16 protein-coding genes are annotated in these 18101 nt (G+C 37.5%); 10 read left to right on the top strand and 6 right to left on the bottom strand.

Going from position 1 to position 18101, the window contains the following annotated elements; genetic code table 11:
• The first annotated feature begins 13 nt into the window (after positions 1-13).
• From H4J62_RS04850 to H4J62_RS04835, 4 genes are all read left to right on the top strand, one after another.
• Positions 14-916 carry a radical SAM protein gene (locus H4J62_RS04850; protein ID WP_182214868.1) on the top strand — a complete coding sequence of 301 codons (903 nt, stop codon included), beginning with the start codon at positions 14-16 and terminating at the stop codon, positions 914-916.
• Between the two features lie 242 nt (positions 917-1158).
• Positions 1159-1923 (top strand): ABC transporter substrate-binding protein, encoded by a 765-nt coding sequence (locus H4J62_RS04845; RefSeq protein ID WP_182214870.1) that lies wholly within the window; start codon positions 1159-1161, stop codon positions 1921-1923.
• 456 nt (positions 1924-2379) lie between these two features.
• Entirely contained in the window at positions 2380-2649 is a 270-nt protein-coding gene (locus H4J62_RS04840) for an HD-GYP domain-containing protein (protein ID WP_404842391.1), read from the top strand.
• A gap of 24 nt (positions 2650-2673) precedes the next feature.
• On the top strand, positions 2674-2877 hold the full coding sequence (locus H4J62_RS04835) for a hypothetical protein (RefSeq protein WP_182214873.1): 204 nt from the start codon (positions 2674-2676) through the stop codon (positions 2875-2877).
• Between the two features lie 91 nt (positions 2878-2968).
• Here H4J62_RS04835 and H4J62_RS04830 read toward each other — a convergent pair whose 3' ends face one another.
• The 4 genes from H4J62_RS04830 to H4J62_RS04815 form a co-directional block, all read right to left on the bottom strand.
• Positions 2969-4240 carry a flavohemoglobin expression-modulating QEGLA motif protein gene (locus H4J62_RS04830; RefSeq protein WP_182214875.1) on the bottom strand — a complete coding sequence of 424 codons (1272 nt, stop codon included), beginning with the start codon at positions 4238-4240 and terminating at the stop codon, positions 2969-2971.
• A 113-nt stretch (positions 4241-4353) separates the two neighbouring features.
• Positions 4354-4977 carry a DUF502 domain-containing protein gene (locus H4J62_RS04825; protein ID WP_182214877.1) on the bottom strand — a complete coding sequence of 208 codons (624 nt, stop codon included), beginning with the start codon at positions 4975-4977 and terminating at the stop codon, positions 4354-4356.
• A gap of 64 nt (positions 4978-5041) precedes the next feature.
• Positions 5042-6925 (bottom strand): glutathionylspermidine synthase family protein, encoded by a 1884-nt coding sequence (locus tag H4J62_RS04820; RefSeq protein ID WP_182214878.1) that lies wholly within the window; start codon positions 6923-6925, stop codon positions 5042-5044.
• 386 nt (positions 6926-7311) lie between these two features.
• Positions 7312-8064, bottom strand: a complete 753-nt coding sequence (locus H4J62_RS04815) for an ABC transporter substrate-binding protein (RefSeq protein ID WP_182214880.1) — start codon at positions 8062-8064, stop codon at positions 7312-7314.
• A 234-nt stretch (positions 8065-8298) separates the two neighbouring features.
• Between H4J62_RS04815 and H4J62_RS04810 the strand changes: the two genes are divergently transcribed.
• Positions 8299-8982, top strand: coding sequence for a glucosaminidase domain-containing protein (locus tag H4J62_RS04810; RefSeq protein WP_182214882.1), 684 nt, complete (start codon positions 8299-8301; stop codon positions 8980-8982).
• Between the two features lie 490 nt (positions 8983-9472).
• Here H4J62_RS04810 and H4J62_RS04805 read toward each other — a convergent pair whose 3' ends face one another.
• Positions 9473-10297, bottom strand: a complete 825-nt coding sequence (locus tag H4J62_RS04805; RefSeq protein ID WP_182214884.1) for an AraC family transcriptional regulator — start codon at positions 10295-10297, stop codon at positions 9473-9475.
• 180 nt (positions 10298-10477) lie between these two features.
• Here H4J62_RS04805 and H4J62_RS04800 point away from each other — a divergent pair, with 180 nt between their 5' ends.
• Entirely contained in the window at positions 10478-11146 is a 669-nt protein-coding gene (locus H4J62_RS04800; RefSeq protein WP_182214885.1) for a glutathione S-transferase family protein, read from the top strand.
• Between the two features lie 139 nt (positions 11147-11285).
• Entirely contained in the window at positions 11286-12242 is a 957-nt protein-coding gene (locus H4J62_RS04795) for an alpha/beta fold hydrolase (RefSeq protein ID WP_220465247.1), read from the top strand.
• Between the two features lie 25 nt (positions 12243-12267).
• Here H4J62_RS04795 and H4J62_RS04790 read toward each other — a convergent pair whose 3' ends face one another.
• Entirely contained in the window at positions 12268-12957 is a 690-nt protein-coding gene (locus H4J62_RS04790) for a hypothetical protein (protein WP_182214887.1), read from the bottom strand.
• A 631-nt stretch (positions 12958-13588) separates the two neighbouring features.
• On the opposite strand from H4J62_RS04790, the gene mgtE reads away from it, so the two are divergent.
• The 3 genes from mgtE (at position 13589) to H4J62_RS04775 (ending at position 18051) form a co-directional block, all read left to right on the top strand.
• Positions 13589-14944, top strand: a complete 1356-nt coding sequence (mgtE, locus tag H4J62_RS04785) for a magnesium transporter (protein WP_182214888.1) — start codon at positions 13589-13591, stop codon at positions 14942-14944.
• A 348-nt stretch (positions 14945-15292) separates the two neighbouring features.
• Positions 15293-16135: a phospholipase A gene (locus tag H4J62_RS04780; RefSeq protein WP_157470793.1), complete on the top strand. Its 843-nt coding sequence runs from the start codon at positions 15293-15295 to the stop codon at positions 16133-16135.
• A 176-nt stretch (positions 16136-16311) separates the two neighbouring features.
• Complete coding sequence (locus H4J62_RS04775) at positions 16312-18051, top strand: nitrilase-related carbon-nitrogen hydrolase (RefSeq protein WP_182214890.1); 1740 nt, start codon at positions 16312-16314, stop codon at positions 18049-18051.
• Positions 18052-18101 lie beyond the last annotated feature (50 nt).

Here is an 18101-nt window from a genome sequence, read left to right as displayed (position 1 = left end):
AAGTGAGTGACCAATGTATCCCCTTAAATATATAGAGCCAGTTTTTCGTCCGCCCAGTGAGTGGAAGAGCCTTATTTTGCAAGTTACCAATGGCTGCTCTTGGAATAATTGTTCTTTTTGTGAAATGTATACGGCCGAAAATAAAAAATTTAAACCGAAAAAAGTCGCATTAATTGAAGAAGAGATGATTAAAGTTGTCGACTCAGGCTTACTGGTTGGTCGGGTGTTTTTAGCCGACGGTGACGCAATGATGTTACCGTTTAAACGCTTGAAAGAAATACTTGAGCTAATAAAGCAATATTTTCCGCAAGTCACTCGTGTTGCAAGTTATTGTCTACCAAGAAACGTCAGTAATAAAACGGTTGAACAGCTAGCAGAGTTAAAGGCGTTAGGCTTGTCTCTCTTGTATGTTGGTTGTGAAAGCGGTGACGATGAGGTCTTACAATTAATTGACAAGGGCGAAACCTATCAAAGCTCTTTAATTGCGCTCAACAAAATTAAGCAAGCAGGTATTAAAAGTTCAGTGATGATCTTAAATGGACTTGGCGGACCTGAGCTATCCAAACAGCATGCCATTAACTCAGCTAAATTAATGAATGAAGCACAACCCGACTACTTATCGACACTCGTGGTTAGCTTTCCTTTAGGGCAAGAACGTTTTGCTAAAAACTTTACTGACCGACAATATCAACCCTATCGACTGCTAAGTCAGCAAGAGTTATTTATTGAAATGGCAACATTGTTATCCGCTCTGGAATTAGAAAAAACTATTTTTAGGTCTGATCATGCTTCAAATTACTTAGTCTTAAAGGGCATTTTAGGGAAAGATAAAGAGAAACTAGTTAATACGGTGCAAATGGCATTAGCGCATTCTACAGAAATTCCGCTTCGTCAAGAATGGCAACGAGGATTATAGCCAGTAATACCTGTACACTAAAAAAGTTACTAATTAAAATAATAAACTCAAACAATATGTTAAGTTAGTTATAGTTTTATAGTCAGCTGATAAATGTAGTCCGTACTTTATTTACAGCACATAGCTCAGTCCACCATCAATAACGTTGATATGGGAAGATATATTGACTATAAATAAGGTCGACGTTAATTGATAATAAAGTCTGTTAATTTTGTTTTGTCGTGGTGGAGGATTCAGTTTTAATGAATAAATTTATTATTAAGTCTATTTTACTATTTTTTATTGTGATTGCTCCGCTACAAGCACTTCAACAATTATCGCCAACAAAAAATATTACTTTTTATACTGAAAACTATCCTCCTGCTAATTATTTAGTTAATGATAAGCTTAAGGGAATTTCAGTAGAGACCTTAAAAGCGTTATGGAAACATTTAGACATTGCAGAACAAGAAATTCTGGTTGTTCCCTGGGCACGTGGCTATAGATTTACCTTAGATAAAGCCAACAGCGCTTTGTTTACCGTTTCTAGAACACAAGCTCGCGAAGGTTTATTTAAATGGGTCGGGCCTATTTTTCACTCTACTCATGTACTAATGGCCAAAAAATCAAAAAACTTTGAGTTCGCTAATTTAGGGCAAGTTTTTTATCGTAAAGTTGCCACCGTAGCAGGCGATATCTCAGAAATTTCGCTTAATCAAGTGGGTTTCCCTTCCTCTAACTTGGCAAAAGTCTCCTCCTTAAAACAAGCTTTTTTAATGATGCAATCAGATCGTGTCGACATGATTGTTATCTCTATACATGGTTTCGCTCATTTAGCAGAACAACTTGGCTTTGATGAAACTGACTATGAACAGGTCTGGCAGGTCAATAAGGTAGGTAACTACTTTGCTTTCAATATAAACACAGCCAATGACGTGATAGCACTATATCAAAAGGCCTTCGATGATATTGCACCGCAACGGTTAGCGATTAAAGCTACTTATGCTTTACCCCAAGCTGAGTATTAATGAATTAGCTATATTAAGTGTTTTGTTTATTGAGCACGCTATCAAACCTTAACTCGACATCATGATGCCTGGGCTAAATGGCAATATAGTTGCTGAAAGGTTAAAACTTAATCCTGAGACCATGTATATTCCAATTATTATGGTGACTTCGATAGGACGAGCATGCGGCTAAATTGACGGCACTTAAAGTAGGCGCTGATGATTTTCTTACTAAGCCAATCGACCGAGCTGAACTTATATTACGGGTTAGGAATATGTTGCGCTTAAAGGATTAAAGTGATCTCCTTACAGACTACAACAATAAACTTGAAGACAAGGTTAAAGAACGTACTATTAAGCATTAAAAATGCTTATAAGGAAACTATCATCACCATGGTCAGCGCTGTTGAATTTAAGGATGAGGAGACAGGGGCACACGTACGCCTTATTGCACACTATTCATATCTGTAAGGACGATTGCTTGGTCTGAGTAAAAAAATGAATAAAGCATTGTTTTATGCGAGCCCAATGCACGACATTGGTAAGATTGGTATATCAGATGCTATTCTTTTCAAAACAACGCCTTTTACACCTCAAGAGCGTGAGACCATGAACACCCATAGTGCTATTGGCGCAAAAATCCTGCAAAAGGGGGATTCTCCTTTTATCAAAATGGGCGCTGAAATAGCATTAAATCACCACGAAAGATGGGGTGGCACTGGCTATCCTAATGGTCTTTCTGGTTAAGATATTCCATTATCTGGTGGTATTATGGCGCTGTGTGGCGTTTATGATGCGCTGCGTTCAAAACGTCCTTACAAGCTTGCTTTTAGTCATGAAAAGGCAGTAAAAATAATTATTGAAGGTGATGGTAGAACCATGCCTGAGCATTTTGACCCTAAGGTGCTTGCTGCTTTTGCCGCACATCCAGAGAATTTTGAAAAGGTCTATGAAAAATATAAGGACGATCACTAACTTTTGCATAAGTAACGCTGTTTTAACAACAGCATTAGCCGCTATCGAATTTAAGCCGGATGGCAGCTAGTAGCTATTGTATTCCGCAACGTTAATTGAACGTTTTTGGAATGCTGTGCAGCAACTCATCGTAATGGCTATAAATTTTAGGCATATCCATTTTATTGAGGAACTCAGAGCAGGTTAAGTAAGCCAATAAATAGCGTGCGTCTTCAACCCATGGTGGTAAGTATTTACCGGGCTGACATAGTCCCATTTCCTCTAATTTGTATAGTACAGGAATGTCTTCAATATCTAACTTTCCACAAAATAATAACTTAAGACAATCTGCTCGACCATTAGCGGCGATAGCTTTTAAGAAATTATGCACGCGGATAAGTCCTTCTAAGTAAACACCATCTTTAGTAAAGGGAGCGCCGCCAGTTAAGACACCTCCCCTGAAAACTCTTCGAGTATTTTCATAAGCTTGTGATTCATTGCCAATACGACCTAAAAAGTAGTTATACACTTCTAAAAAGTCTGCGCCTTCAATCGACATTTGTATCGCGATAATACGGTCAGCTAATCTGCGCAGTCTATCTAAATCGATAGAATTAGTGATATATTCAGAAAATACCGCCAAGCCTTCTTGTGTTTTAGTGGTCCCAGGATGACCAGCGGCTAATATTTTAAGGTGCGGCTGATTAAGTCCATTAATTGAAGTGGCAACATGAATATGGGCTTCATGATTAATGAGTTGTTGCGCGTCAAGATCAGTAAAACAGGCTGTCTTCCTAATCCGTATTAACTTTGGGTTTGCTAGTGCGTTGGCAGATAGCTCGTCAACCACTTCAACTTTTGGCGCATCTGTACCAAACATTTTAGTTACGGCTGCTTGCATTTGCTCAGCGATATCTGAAGCTAGATAACACATAGGTGGTGGACTACCAAAGTTGTAACTAGCATAACTACTAATTTGTTTGTCAAAAATATTCGCTAATTCAAGCGGTGTTGATTTACCGTCAGTAAATGGGTTGGTGGGTTTACCGTAAAGCGCTTCAGAAAATTCATAAAACTTTTTAGTGCCTACCGATCCCATCATCAAAGCACCATATTCAAGCTTAGTTGAAATGCGCTTTAGCCATTCATCTATGTCTGAATTACCCATTAAGCTTCTAGCTTCATTCACTAAACTTAAAGTTTTACTGGGATCAAAAGTAGGGTAGCTAACCTTAGGTAGCTCTTTACACTTATCTGCAAAGAATTGCTGTTTAATATCTCTGTTCCATTCTAAATGGGTGAGTATTCTAATCGGTTGGCTAGCGCTATATAGAATAGAACTTATCTGGCATATCCGTTCTTTTTCCACTTCTAATGTATTCATTGGTCATTAAATTCCATAGTCATTACGAGTTACTAACTGAGTTATAGCACCAAAAGTAAATTGTTATGTTATTGGTTTTACTCTGTAAATTTGCGCATTAACACATAGTAAAGTTAAGGGGTTTTAAAATGATCTTTTGTTAATGTTTTGGCTGAGCCAACACCACAGCCGACGATTAAGTTCATCACACTTTTAGCACTGCCTTCAATGTGTTTAACATCTGCTTTAGGAGCAAAAATAACAAAACCATTAAATGGGCTAGGGCTAGTAGGCACAAATACTGCAAAATGATCCTCTAATTCGTCAGTAATATAACCCAAAACTAATTGTTCAGATTGAAATGCTTTAAGCATTACTGGGCGCGTAAAAGAACCACCATCTTTATTTTTAAACTGGCTCAGTATATCTCTTATCAGCGTATAACCAGGAATTGGAACAAGTAAGCGTTGTTCTAATTGGCCATGAACATAGCGTCCCCATACTGTTTGTACGAGTAGTCCTATGATAAAACACAATAAAAATACGGCAGTAAACGCAAGGATTTCAGCTAAAGGGATGTGAGAGACAAATTGTGTTGAGAAAAAAGTAGATATCGGTTCAAAGGCCATTGAAAGTGAATTTAATAGCCAAAAAGCGACTTTAAAGACAATAACAACGGGCAATAATATAACCATTCCACCAATAAATGCCGTTAATAAAAAGTTTTTAATATTTTTTAATATACTTAATAATTGCAAGTTAATATCCTAGATACGGTTGAAATAAGCGCAGATATGCTGAATGTTAGCGCAAGAAACATTTTTATACGTCATGTTTACATTGTAATGCTAAACAATCACTATCTTTATCAATAATCATTGACGAGTCCACTCTTACACCACTACCGGCATAATTGCCATTTGCGGTAAAAGTACAAACTTGCACATATTTATCCTCGACATAGGGCAAGGGGAACAATGTTTGGTAGATTTGCTCTCTTGTTTCAAAATTACCTGACTTTTCGGCAATCACTTGCTTGTTTTCATCTATTATCTTTATATTTGCACCACAGCGGCCAACGATTGGCTTACTTACGTAGCCAGTTTGCTCAAGTTCATCCGTTAATTCAAAGCTGGTATTTAACAAGTAGGGATGATTTGGAAATAGCATACATAGCACAGGTAAAATCGCTTTGTTGCTAGGAATAAGTGTCCAAAGTGGCTCAAAAACCATAATATTATCGTTTAGTAGTACGTCAGATAAGCTAGGTTTATGCGGTTTTTTATGCTGAGCTTTATTAATGACATCATCATTAATGACATCATCTTGATTTGCTCTTATTTCGTCAAGTGCAGTCTCCCACGCCCATGTTTTCCATATCCATTGAAGCTTTATGCCGGCTGAATCTTCAATTTCATTATTTTTATTGCACGTTAATGAATCAATCCCTACCAATATTTTACATTGATGACCCGCCGCTTCTATGGCGTTTTTCATAAAGAGTGCATGATAGGTTTCTTCGGGGTCATCATCTTGTAATATATGAATAACGGAGTCGATAGCACGAGCTTGCCAAGCTTTAACTAAAAGGCTAAATAAGGCTGTGCCTGCATCAGTTCCACCTTTCACTTGGAAGTGTTTTAGCCATCTACCTTGTACTTTTCCAACCTCCATATAGCATGATGCCGAATCACAATTATATTCGTAGACCTTCAAGCCATGTTCAGACATTGAAAAATCAAAACGACTTGTTACTAATTGATTAGCGCGGTTAGACCATGAGCGCTTAATTTTTTCATTTAGATTTTTGGGTAAGCCGAATTTTTCCAATAGCTCTGGATGTTCCAGCACGTAATCGGTAGCATGCATAAACATTTGATGCAGTTCATCCGTGGCCGTTTCTAGTGCTAAATGAGCTTGGGGTGATATACGGTAATAGCGTAAAGCGCTTGCATCATCACATGAAAGTCTATGGCCAGCCATCATTTGAAAAAATGCATATTCGTCGTCATTGGCGAGGTTTAACCAAGGGGTATTGGCTTTATTTTGTGCTGGCGCAGTACAAGCTTCAATATTAAACACTGCGGGTTCTGGCAGAGAAAAAATCAGCGCATCTGTTTCATCATCAGTTTGTATTAACCACCCTAAAATGGTTGACCCATCAGAGGGGCAGTGTAGCCAGTAGTCGCCGTTACTGCCTAATTTTGCTTTTATTTCACGCGAATAGTTTTGCCCATTTGGCCAAGGTGCAAAGGCCATGTTTTGTTCGGCGATATGCACTTTATCGTTAAAAACTGCAGTGATAATAGCTACGTGACCCGTTTCTTCAAATTCTCCACCTTCATCCCAAATCAGTAAACTTCCTACTTCAGGTAATCTCTTTGCACCATTTTCAAAGGCATTTAAGGCGAGTTCGTTATTATTTACAATATCTCTCACGGAACGTAAATTAAATATTTCGTAAGCCATAGCTACATCGTTAAAAATATAACCTTTGTTGGTGTAAAGCCATCGACGAGCAAATTCAACACATTGCCATTTATGTCCCATATAAATATCATCTACATAGCTTCTAAAGTGACTACGCGATTTATAGATTAATGGGTCTACGGTATCATAATCGCTAGAATAAGCGGTTACATTGCCCATCGATATACCGATAGGGGTGCCAAAAGAGACATCTTGTATGTTTTTAATTTTAGTCATTTAGTCCAGACTTAAGTGGCTATTAGCGTAAAAAAAATGCTTTCGCTATAGCATTGCCCTTTAAAATAGTTGAGTGAAATAATGGTTAAGATGAACGACGAGCTCATTTAAACTAACTTTACATTAAGCTTAATATTCTGGTCAAGATCAGATTAAACTAACGGTATTTTTTACGTGAAATATAGAGCATAAGTAGCTATGAAGCTAACCTTGTAATATTTTTGTTTAAGCTAACGGATATAAAATAGCGAAGGCATTTTATCTTCGTGCAAAATTGATGAGTAATATTGAGGCGAGGATGATAAGAATAAACCACTAAACGTTGAGCACTTTTCGCTAATGGTTCGTCATCCTTAGAGTCGAGACTATAATCCGTAAATAACTCACTAGTTACCTAAGGTATACGATGCGAATATTTTTTCATAACGACCATTCGCTTTTAATTCTTTAAGGCCTTTATTGAAGGCATTTCTGGCTTTTTTATCATGAAAAAGAATATTATTAGGGCTTGCTCCAAAAAGTGGAAATTTATCCACTAATAAATGGGTATTGATTTGTCCTTCTTTTTGAATTTTAGCTCGGTAATGTTTAAATATTTGTAGGTCTAACTGAATGATATCGAAACGTTCTAGATATAACATTTTAACCTGTAATTCTTGATCATGATTCTCTAGATAAAGCGGGTTTTTGTTGGCCATTACGGCATACTCTCCACCCAAGTGTGTTTTGGCGCCTTGCCAAGACAATAAAGAGTATGAAGCTAGCTCATTCAAGTGAGTAAATTTATAATTATGCTTTTTTAATGCGAAGGCAAAATTTTCGTAAGCATAAGCTTCATCAGATAAGAAACCGGTAAGGTTTTCTTTGGTCATTGTTTTTAAGTTCATGTCACAGGCCGCATCAACATCCTTAGCTCTGAATGATGTTATTCGGCGAGCATATGGATAATAAATTGCTTCTATTTCATAGCCAGCTGGCTCTAAGGCCTCTCTTATTAAAGTTATTATTATACCGTCGTTAGTTTCAGGCATTACCCAAGGTGCAAGAGCATCACCAAAGGCAATGGTGATTTTTTGTTGAGCAAAGGAAGGCAGAGTAAATAACAAACTGATGATTAATAAAAATAGTTTTAGCTGCATATGTTAGTTAATAGGATAATAAATAAGTAAAATGAGTATAGACGAAAAATAGACGAAAAATAGACGAAAAATAATTTTTCACAGCTGTTTATCAAACAAGTAAATTTTTTATGACACGAGACTGCAGAACTAGATAACTTTACTTTTAAAATTTTAGCGGACTTTATGCTATACTTCCTGAAAGTTAACCGCTTTTTTATACTTAACAATATATTTCTAACTACAAGGCTTGCCATGAAATTAACTGCTTTTCAGTCAAAAACATTATTGATACTTATCCCCTTAATATTATTATTATCGACAGCGATTTATTTCTATGGCGCAAATGAACCTACTTTGCCAAAAATGACAGTACAAGAGAAAAAGGCTCGCTTTAAAAATTTAATTATTCCTGCAATAGACGAAGTTTATGATGAACTTATGGTTCAATATCTTGACGTTTCAGAGTCACTTAAGTTAGGTAGTGATAACGATATGATAGAAAAACTGAAAATAGAATATAAAGCCAAAACTGATAATGAGCTGTTAATGGCACTTAAACCTCACCCTAAAAGTATTGCTATTGCACAAGCGGCAATGGAGAGTTCTTGGGCAACCTCTCGTTTTTTTAATGAAGCTAATAATATTTTTGGTGTTTGGTCATTCGATGAAGATGAACCTAGAATCGCGGCACTGAAAAAAAGGGGTGATAAAACCATTTGGCTAAAAAGATACCCTTCTATTAAAGCCTCGGTAAGGGGCTACTATCGAACCCTTGGACGCAGCGCCGCCTTTCAGAAATTTAGGCAATTACGACTAAAAACTGATGACCCCTACTCTTTAGTTAAAAAGTTAGACCGTTATTCTGAAAAGGGTGCAGAATATGGTGATGAATTAACCTCTATTATAAAGTTTAATAAATTTAATACTTATGACTAAAGTTCGGTTAAATTTATCAGTGTCGTCGAGAAAACTCGGTACTTAAGTGCCGAGTAGTTCAATCAAGTAAGGCTGATTTAAAGCATGCTGAAGTAGGTGTTCGTTATCTTCATCGTGCTCGATTTTATTTTTTGTTATCCTGCATAATACCTGCTCAACGTTATCCCCATTACCCGTAAAGACTTCAGCAAAGTTTATATCTTAGCTCCCCTATATAATTCTGATAATCGACAGGTATTTAATCGTGAATCTAAGCAGGTTCTCAAATGATAAATTTATCTGACGTAGACAAATTTCTGCTGTGGTTACTTTGAAAAATAGTATTCTGGCAACACATTGCATGAATCTTGTGTCACTCTATCTCGAACCCTTGCAAGGGTAACTTTATTATATTTGAGCTTATAGGGTTTTGAAGTCTATATTTGCGCTAATACATCTATGACAACACTTAAGGTAAAACACTCCTTAGCTAGAAAAATTTTACAGCGGCCTAAGGTCTCAGTGTTACCCCTTGATGTTTAATCATTAACCTAAAAGCACCGGGAGTTATCCCGTAGCGGCGTTTAAAGTGCCGGTAAAAATGACTAAGATTACTAAAGCCCGAAGCAAAAGCAATTTCGGTTATATCGGTGTTGGAACTAGCAAGGTTTTTAGCAACGGCATCACAACGCAGTTTTAAAAGGTATTCAATAAAGCTGAAACCGGTGTGCTGGCGAAATTGGCGAGCAAAATGACTTCTTGATAGATTAACTTGCTTTGCCACCTTATCTAGAGTGATATCCATAGTGTAATTATTGTTGATCCAATCTTGAGCATTGGTCATTCGCAAAGATGATTGTGCATTTGCTTGCTGCTCGTAACCGGCGTTGCTGATATGGATCAGTAATAGTCGTAAGTAGAGGTTCTCTTTTAAACAAACATTTAATGGTGAGCTCGAAATGGGTTGTATTTCGAGTTCATTGGCAATTTTTTGCATTCCTTGCGTACTGTGCTGGCTGCTTAAATTGAGATTGTTAGTTAAAAATCCTCCTTTAGATAACGTTTTTAAATACAAACTGTTGGCGGGTGTTGACAAGTTATCAAAGGACGGGGGAGCAATACATGCAAACAGTAATTTTGTTTCGGTGTTTTTATCTGTCGTAATTGAATGTTGATATTCAGCAGGGATAAAAACAGAATGTCCACTTAAAATTTGATGGCTTTCGTCATTAATCGTTATGCTTACAGCACCTTTTAAACAAACGACAAACTCATGCAGGTTATGCTGGTGCTGCTCGATATCTCGACGTAATACAACACTGGATGTCCAAAGCATTAAAATAGTCCGATAGTATAATTATGTGGTTCAATCGTATGCGACGCCAGGCAATAAAGCTATTAAAATAATATTTACTTAGCACTATTGTACTATTGATTGCGGTCATCACGAATAAATCATGATAGCAATTTATAGTACAATAGTTGGCTCTAGGCTTTTATCTTAATGGGGAAAACTATGATTGTTGTACACCACCTTAATAACTCACGTTCGCAGCGGGTACTTTGGGCTTTAGAAGAGCTTGGCGTCCCTTATGAAGTTAAGCGTTATGAGCGAGACCTAAAAACAAATTTAGCGCCTAACACCTTAAAGAAAGTACATCCATTGGGTAAATCTCCAGTGATCACTGATGGTGGCATTACTGTTGCTGAGTCTGGAGCCATTATTGAATACCTTGCACAAACTTATGGTGGTGATGATTTTACTCCCGATATTGGCACAGAAGCACATCGCCAGTATATATACTGGTTACATTTTGCTGAGGGAACATTGATGCCACAATTATTACTAAAAATAATCTTTGAAAAAATATTGAAAAGTACGATGCCCTTTTTTGTTAAGCCAATTGCTAGAGGGATTGTGAAAAAAGTAATGAAAGGCTATGTTGGGCCAAATATTACCGGGAACTTAGACTTTATCGAAAGCCATTTAAAAAATAATCAGTGGTTTGCTGGAGAAGAATTATCTGGTGCTGATATTCAAATGAGTTTTCCTCTAGAGGCTTGGGTTGCCAAAAGTTCAAATGACAATAACTACCCAGAAATTACCGCTTACGTTAAGCGTTTTCAAGCCCGTTCAGCCTATCAAAAAGCCCTTAAGTCTGGAGGTCATTACGATTATGCTTAATAACAACTTATCATTATGGCGTTGTTAGCGTTTGGATATTTACCCGGGATGATTATTCATTGTAGCTGATACTGATAGAATAAATTCAGCTACAATCAATCTTCATCAACAATATATAGAGAAAAAGGCCAATAATCTCTTGAGAATTTTAAAAATCAGTCTGTTTATACTACTAAGCGTAGTCGTTTTATTTGCCAGTTATCTTTATGTTAATCAAGCACCTGATAAGTCTGTCGCTGAACTCAGCAAGCGCTGGGCTGCTGAGCCATCACAATTTATGCAGATTGCTGGTATGAATATACATTTTAGAGATGAAGGACCAAAGTCTGATGAAGATCCTATTGTCTTAATTCATGGTACGAGCGCGTCATTACATACATGGGATGGCTGGGTTGACCAACTAAAAACACAACGCAGAGTTATTCGCTTTGATTTACCTGCCTTTGGTCTAACCGGCCCCGATCCTAAAAATAATTATACTATTGAACATTATGCTGAAGTTGTTATTGCTGTGTTAGATAAGTTAAAGGTTAAAAAAAGTGTATTAGCAGGTAACTCTTTAGGCGGGTATATTGCTTGGGCTACCGCAGTGTTATATCCAGAGCGAGTCTCTCAAATAATTTTAGTCGACGCGAGTGGCTATCCTTTTAAGTCTGAATCTTTACCCTTAGCCTTTAAATTGTCTAAAAATCCGATAACGAGCCGGTTATTAAAAAACGTTTTACCTAAATCTTTGGTGAAAAAAAGTGTTGAGAATGTTTATGGAAACCCTGACTTAGTCACCAGTGAATTAGTTGACAGATACTATGATTTGACGCTTCGTGAAGGAAATCGTAACGCTCTAAAAGAACGCTTTAAGCAGACGGTCCCCGGGGATTTAGCCAAAAAGATCTCAACAATAAATGTACCAACGCTTATCATTTGGGGAAGAAAAGATAAGCTCATCCCCATCAAGCTTGCGATGAAATTTAAGAAAGATATTATCAACAGTCAATTAGTTGTCTTTGATGATTTAGGGCATGTACCTCACGAAGAAAACCCTCAGGCAACAGTATTAGTTGTTAAACAATTTTTACAAGATAACAAGTCTCAATAATCATTGCGATAACGCCAACTGGAATTTAGTGTAAGCCATTAACGATATCGTTAATGGCTTTTTTGTAGTAGATGGCGACCAAGATAAGACGTTGTAGCTCACTGTCAAAGTGCTTATCTTGACGAGAACATAATTCAGCAAGCACTTTAATTACCTTTGAGTAGTTGGTTGTGGCTAAGGGCTGTTGTTTACTTTCGATCTCTATTAAGGCCAATAATGCGGTAAGTTCGTGCGGCGCTAGCGAAATTAAATTTTGATTAGTCGATAAATAAACTTCAATGGGAGTTAAGTTTTCGTGGTCACGCTGGCAGAGTGCATCACGTAAGGTATTATTGCTGCCAAATAACATCATTGAACGTAAATAAATAAAGGGTGGGGTACTGGCGACTGCTTTATTGCCAGCGAATAAATAATGTAAAGCATTGCGCTGTCTGCGATCTGTTTTTGTAAAGTTGTCTTGTACCTGAAGGGCAGGGGTAAAAAAACTCAATGTGTCGTTGGTTTTAATTTGTGCGATAAGCGCAACAGGTAAAATTTTACTGGCTATTAATGTCGTGGTTAATTGTTGATAAAAATCAAACGATGCGACTTGCGCTATTCCTTGTTGAAATAGATAAGCTAATTGAATGATATTTTCCGACTCACTTGAAGCTAAATAATGTTGGCGTAAATCATTATCGTCATCTGCTGACAATAAAGCGATGAATGTCTGCATATTTTCCTTCATTGTAACCCTTGTTTAATACAAATAATTGGCTCAGTGTATACTCTAATTGTTTTGTTGTGTGGTATTTTAAAATAATAAAATTATTGCAGTCATTATCATTTGGTAAGCCAAGTAATTAAAAACCTCAGGCGATATTTAAACGTTATTATTACTAGGCCTATTGACGATTTGTAGGTGTTAGCTTACCGGTTAGCATTACTGGCACTCAGTGTTTACATTAAGGCTTTCTATAACAAGAAATAGAGAAAGCCTTACTTCTATCTATTATTTAAAGGCTAAAAAGTGGTGGTCCAGTAAAGTTAGCAAATGGTACAATTTTAATGTTTTTATAAGGCCAATGCACTGCTTTGTCTACATTATTATATGCATATTGTTAAAATTATTTTTGTCCTCGTTATTTTAATATCTAGTGACTGGCTAGCGCTTTTAGCGATGACTTATTGTTAAGCGCCTAAAGTAAGTGTTTTATTTACATAAATTTAGCCGGGCTTTTCAAGCAATAGCTTGACCTATTAATAAGCCTTGATGTCAGTGGTGATTGCGACTAAATTACGCTCAAGCAACTTGCTAAGCACGCCTTTTCCAGTAAATATTGAATTAATCACTATAAGTGGATCCTATGAGCAATACTTTTACCAAACTTGTTAGCCAATTAACGCATTCATTAGAGCAAGAAGACGATCGTGAGCTGTTGATTTCAATAGAGAAATATCATCCGGCTAAATTGGGCCGATTACTCGAATCACTACCCAATAAATATCGCGATGATTTTTGGAGTTTGATCCCGGTTAATTACAAGGGTGAAGTCTTACTCTCAGTGCACCGCGAACTGCGCCAATTTTTGATTAAAAAAACCAGTGAAGCTGATTTACTTAAATGTTTATCGACGCTTCAAATGGATGAGTTAGCCGACATTGATGCTGATTTACCATTACCAGTAGTAAGCGCTATGGTTGAGGCCATGGATAGTCAGCGAAAAGAGCGTTACCAAACAGTGGCCTCTTTTCCTGATAATACAGCCGGCGGTATGATGGATGTTGACGCTACGGCGGTCAGAAAGGATGTTAGTCTTAAAGCCGTCTATCGGTATTTGTGTAAGTTAAGAAAAAAAGAAGGTATGTTGCCCGAACAACTTGACCAACTGGTTGTTGTTGACAGAAATAACAAGGTACAAGGAACCTTATATCTTAGTGACTTGGTTTCAATGGATAATAGCTTGTCGGTTGGCGATGTAATGAAAAACGATGTGCCCTTGATTGATTCGTTACAATCGGCCATTCAGGTTGCACAAATTTTCGAAGACCATGATTTAATCTCTGCGCCAGTTGTAGATGAAAATAATTTTTTGTTGGGTCGAATAACGGTTGATGATGTTATCGATGTGCTAAAACATAATTCAGAGCAGCGTTTATTGGCCTCCGCCGGCCTTAATGAAGAGCTCGATATGTTTGCCCCTGTTTCTCATATTTCTTTTAATCGAGCTATTTGGCTAGGCACCAATTTAATCACCGCCTTTGTGGCCGCTTGGGTCATTGGCTTTTTTGAAGCATCAATAGAACAACTTGTCGCGCTCGCGGTACTCATGCCCGTAGTGGCAAGCATGGGAGGCGTTACAGGTAGCCAAACGTTAACTGTCGTTACTCGTGGTATTGCGCGCGATTTAGTCAGTAGTGCCAATATTGTTTCGCTGACCATTCATGAATTAAAAGTCTCTTTTATTAATGGCATATTATGGGCTGCAGTGGTCTTTTTAATTACAATTTTATGGTATGACGATTGGCAGTTAGGGGGCGTTTTTGCGCTGGCTCTTTTTGTTGTGAGCCTTACCGGTACGCTTTCAGGTGCGCTTATTCCTATAATATTGAAAAAACTGGGTGTAGACCCAGCCATTGCGGGCGGTGTTATTTTAACAACCATAACCGATGCGGTTGGTTTTTTAATCTTTTTAGGGACTGCGACTTATATTTTGATTTAATTAGCCTTGTTTTAATCATCAGCAGAAGGCCAATAAGCCGCACCCTGGTGCTTATGTAAACTACTTTTACAAATAAGTTTGACTGACCCAATTGGATTTACCTGTTATTATCGCTATTATTAACTCTAGTTAACAATGTACTTAATCAACCCCTGTTTAAGTACTTAATAACAAAACAGTGAATGACGAAAAATAAACTGAGCGACTATCACAATGCCTTTAAACATTGATTGATAAGTCGATCCTATACTAAATTTTTATGAGAAATAACACTTGAACAACGTCCATATACCAACAGTTATAACTAAAACCTTATGCTTAATCCTGCTTTTTTTACCTCAGTTATTAATGGCTGAAGAAGTAAGTGTCGCCACAAAAAAAGAAAAATCTATTCTAGAGAAAAGAGAACAAGCGCTTTTGAAAACAACCGCTAACCCCTTTGCTATTTCGCAACATAGATTAAATTACCTACTGCCAGTCTCCTATATTAGTAAACCAGGTACCCGCACGGTTGAAGAGTTAACTAATGATAATGTTGATAATGTAGAGGCTAAATATCAAATTAGCATCAAGTTTCCTATATATTTACCAACGACTGATGCTTCAGGTCTGTACTTTGGTTTTACCGCAGTATCGTATTGGCAATTGTACAACAGTGAGGCATCTAAACCTTTTCGAGAAACAAATTACGAACCTGAATTATTTTACAGTTGGCAACAGAATCACAGCATATTAGGCTTTGAGTTTAATCAAGTTCAGTTTGGCATCAATCATCAATCCAATGGTCAAAGTGGTCTTTCATCGCGCAGTTGGAACCGAGTTTTTGCTTCGTTAGTGTTTAGTGACGAAAGTGCTTTTTATTATATAAAAGCTTGGCATCGACTAGCTGAAGATGAAAAAGAAACACCACTTTCTGTGATTGGTGATGACAATCCAGATATTACAGACTATCTTGGGCATATGGAATTTGGTGTTGGTACTCAGCTAGGCAAATTCAACCTTTTCACTGCGGTGCGAAATAATCTTAAATTGAGTGATAATAAAGGTAGTGTCGAACTAAATCTTTCTTATTCATTGACTGAAGGTTATGACTTCTTGATACAGTACTTTAATGGTTATGGGGATTCACTTATCGACTATGACCGTCATCAACAACGCATTAGTTTGGGTATGCAAATGAAATTTTTATAAGTAACGCAACGTTATAAGGTTTAATCACCTACTATTGCTAACCCCTTAATTGTTAGCCCACCCTTAAGTTTGTCGAAAGTTTGGGCTGCAATGTTTAATAGTATAATATCCCCTCGCTTAAAGTTATGACTTTAAGCTTGCATCACTGCACCAGCCCATTATCCGGAAAAAATATCATGCGAGTCGCCGTTTCTCAATTTGCCACCACTTTGGATGTTCAAGAAAATCAAGTAACCTGCCTGGGTATGATAAATGAGGCGGCCGTCTGTCAGCCAGCACTCATAGTGTTACCTCAATTTTGTAATACACTTTTTTGCCATACCGAACCAGGGTACAAGGACCGTAGTCAGGCTTGGCATCAAGCTTTAGACATTGACGGTCCTTTTTTACTGGCTATTGCAGAACAAGCCAAAAAGCATCACTGCTACATCGTAATTAACGTTACTTTAAGGCGATATGCTGCAAGTAGCTGGTCACCTGAACAAAAAAAGGATGCGATTAAAGCAGGTGTTAGTATAACCACTTGTTTATTTTCGCCGTTTGGGCAACGCCTTGACCAAGTCGATAAACAAAAATTAGAAGGTCATGAAAATGATTTTTTTATTAATGCAAGTCAGGCGTCTACGTTAACTTTAACGCCGCTAGCAAAAATTGGACTGTTAATGGGTAATGACACGATGACCTTTAACACCTCTCGTGAATTAGCTTTGCAAGGTGGGCAATTATTCTGTAATTCAATAAGCACATTTTCCTACGATCAAAGTCACTTACATGACCCAGCTCGAGCGTGTGAAAATAAAGTATTTTTGGCCACAGCAAATAAAATTGGTCGATTGTCAGCAACGGGATCTCTAAGTGGCGCAGGCCAAAGCCAAATAGTTTCTCCTGAGGGTAAAGTACTCGCTAAAATGAACCATAATGAAGCAGGTTTTGTGTTTGCTGATCTTGATTTAGAAAACTCTGCGATAGCACCCAATAACAAATGCCGACCTGATGGCAGCGATGTCTTTATGCAACGACGCCCTGAACTTTATCAAGCGCTAACATTACCGATAAAAAAGGTGGCTAAGCATATGAATAATGACAAGGTTCCCGAAACGGCGAATGTCGCAATATTTGCAACCTATAAGTCTAATGAACAAGCCATTGAAGATGTTTGTTTTTACATTGAAAACAACCTCAGTGATATTATTCAATTGCCTGAGTTATTTTTTATTGCAGATAAAACCATAACGAATAATGCTGAGCAACTCGCCGATATAGCCTCTTTGAGTAAACAACTCATTATACAAATCAGCTCAGTACTGAGACCTTTTCAATATGTGTGTACTAGTTTAGTGATTGATGGCGCACATCAGGCGGTGTTAATAAGCGAACAGGGTTTATTGGCAAAACAGCAGCAATTACACTTTTGCCAACGATACCAGTGGACACCACTTGGAGATGCGTTAACTCTTGTAGAATTACCGTTAGAGCAAGGTAATATCAAGCTTGTTATGCTAACAGCTGATGATGCAACCATACCTGAAATAGTTAACGTAGCGGCGTTGAATCAAGTTCACTTATTACTGGTGCCTTTTGAAATTCAAGAGCCAGGTGAGGTTGAATATTGCTTGTTATCGCGTGCCGCAGAAAATAGAATTTGTATTCTTGCCGCGAGTCGTGAACAGAGCTTCGCTGCGGGCTGCTTATCGGTCGATTCACATAGTGATAACGCCAATAAAAATGCCAATAAAAAGAAACAAAAACTACAAAAGTCCACGGGGTTTATTGCCAATTTAAGCTCAGGCGCTACCTTAATATCTGAACGCATGTCAGCTAAATTTACTGGCTATATTAATCAACCATTGGTTAAACACCAACAGGGAAAAATTACCAAAGCATTAGTCCATCCTATTGCCAGTTGCTCTAAGTGATGGTGGGTGCTCACTAAGTGTGAATGCACTATCATCGTAGGATTTATTGC

The sequence above is a fragment of the Colwellia sp. BRX8-5 genome, from assembly GCF_014077325.1.
Lineage (GTDB): Bacteria > Pseudomonadota > Gammaproteobacteria > Enterobacterales > Alteromonadaceae > Colwellia_A.
Note: the sequence above shows the minus strand (reverse complement) of the source record. Positions and strands in the feature narration are given on the sequence as shown.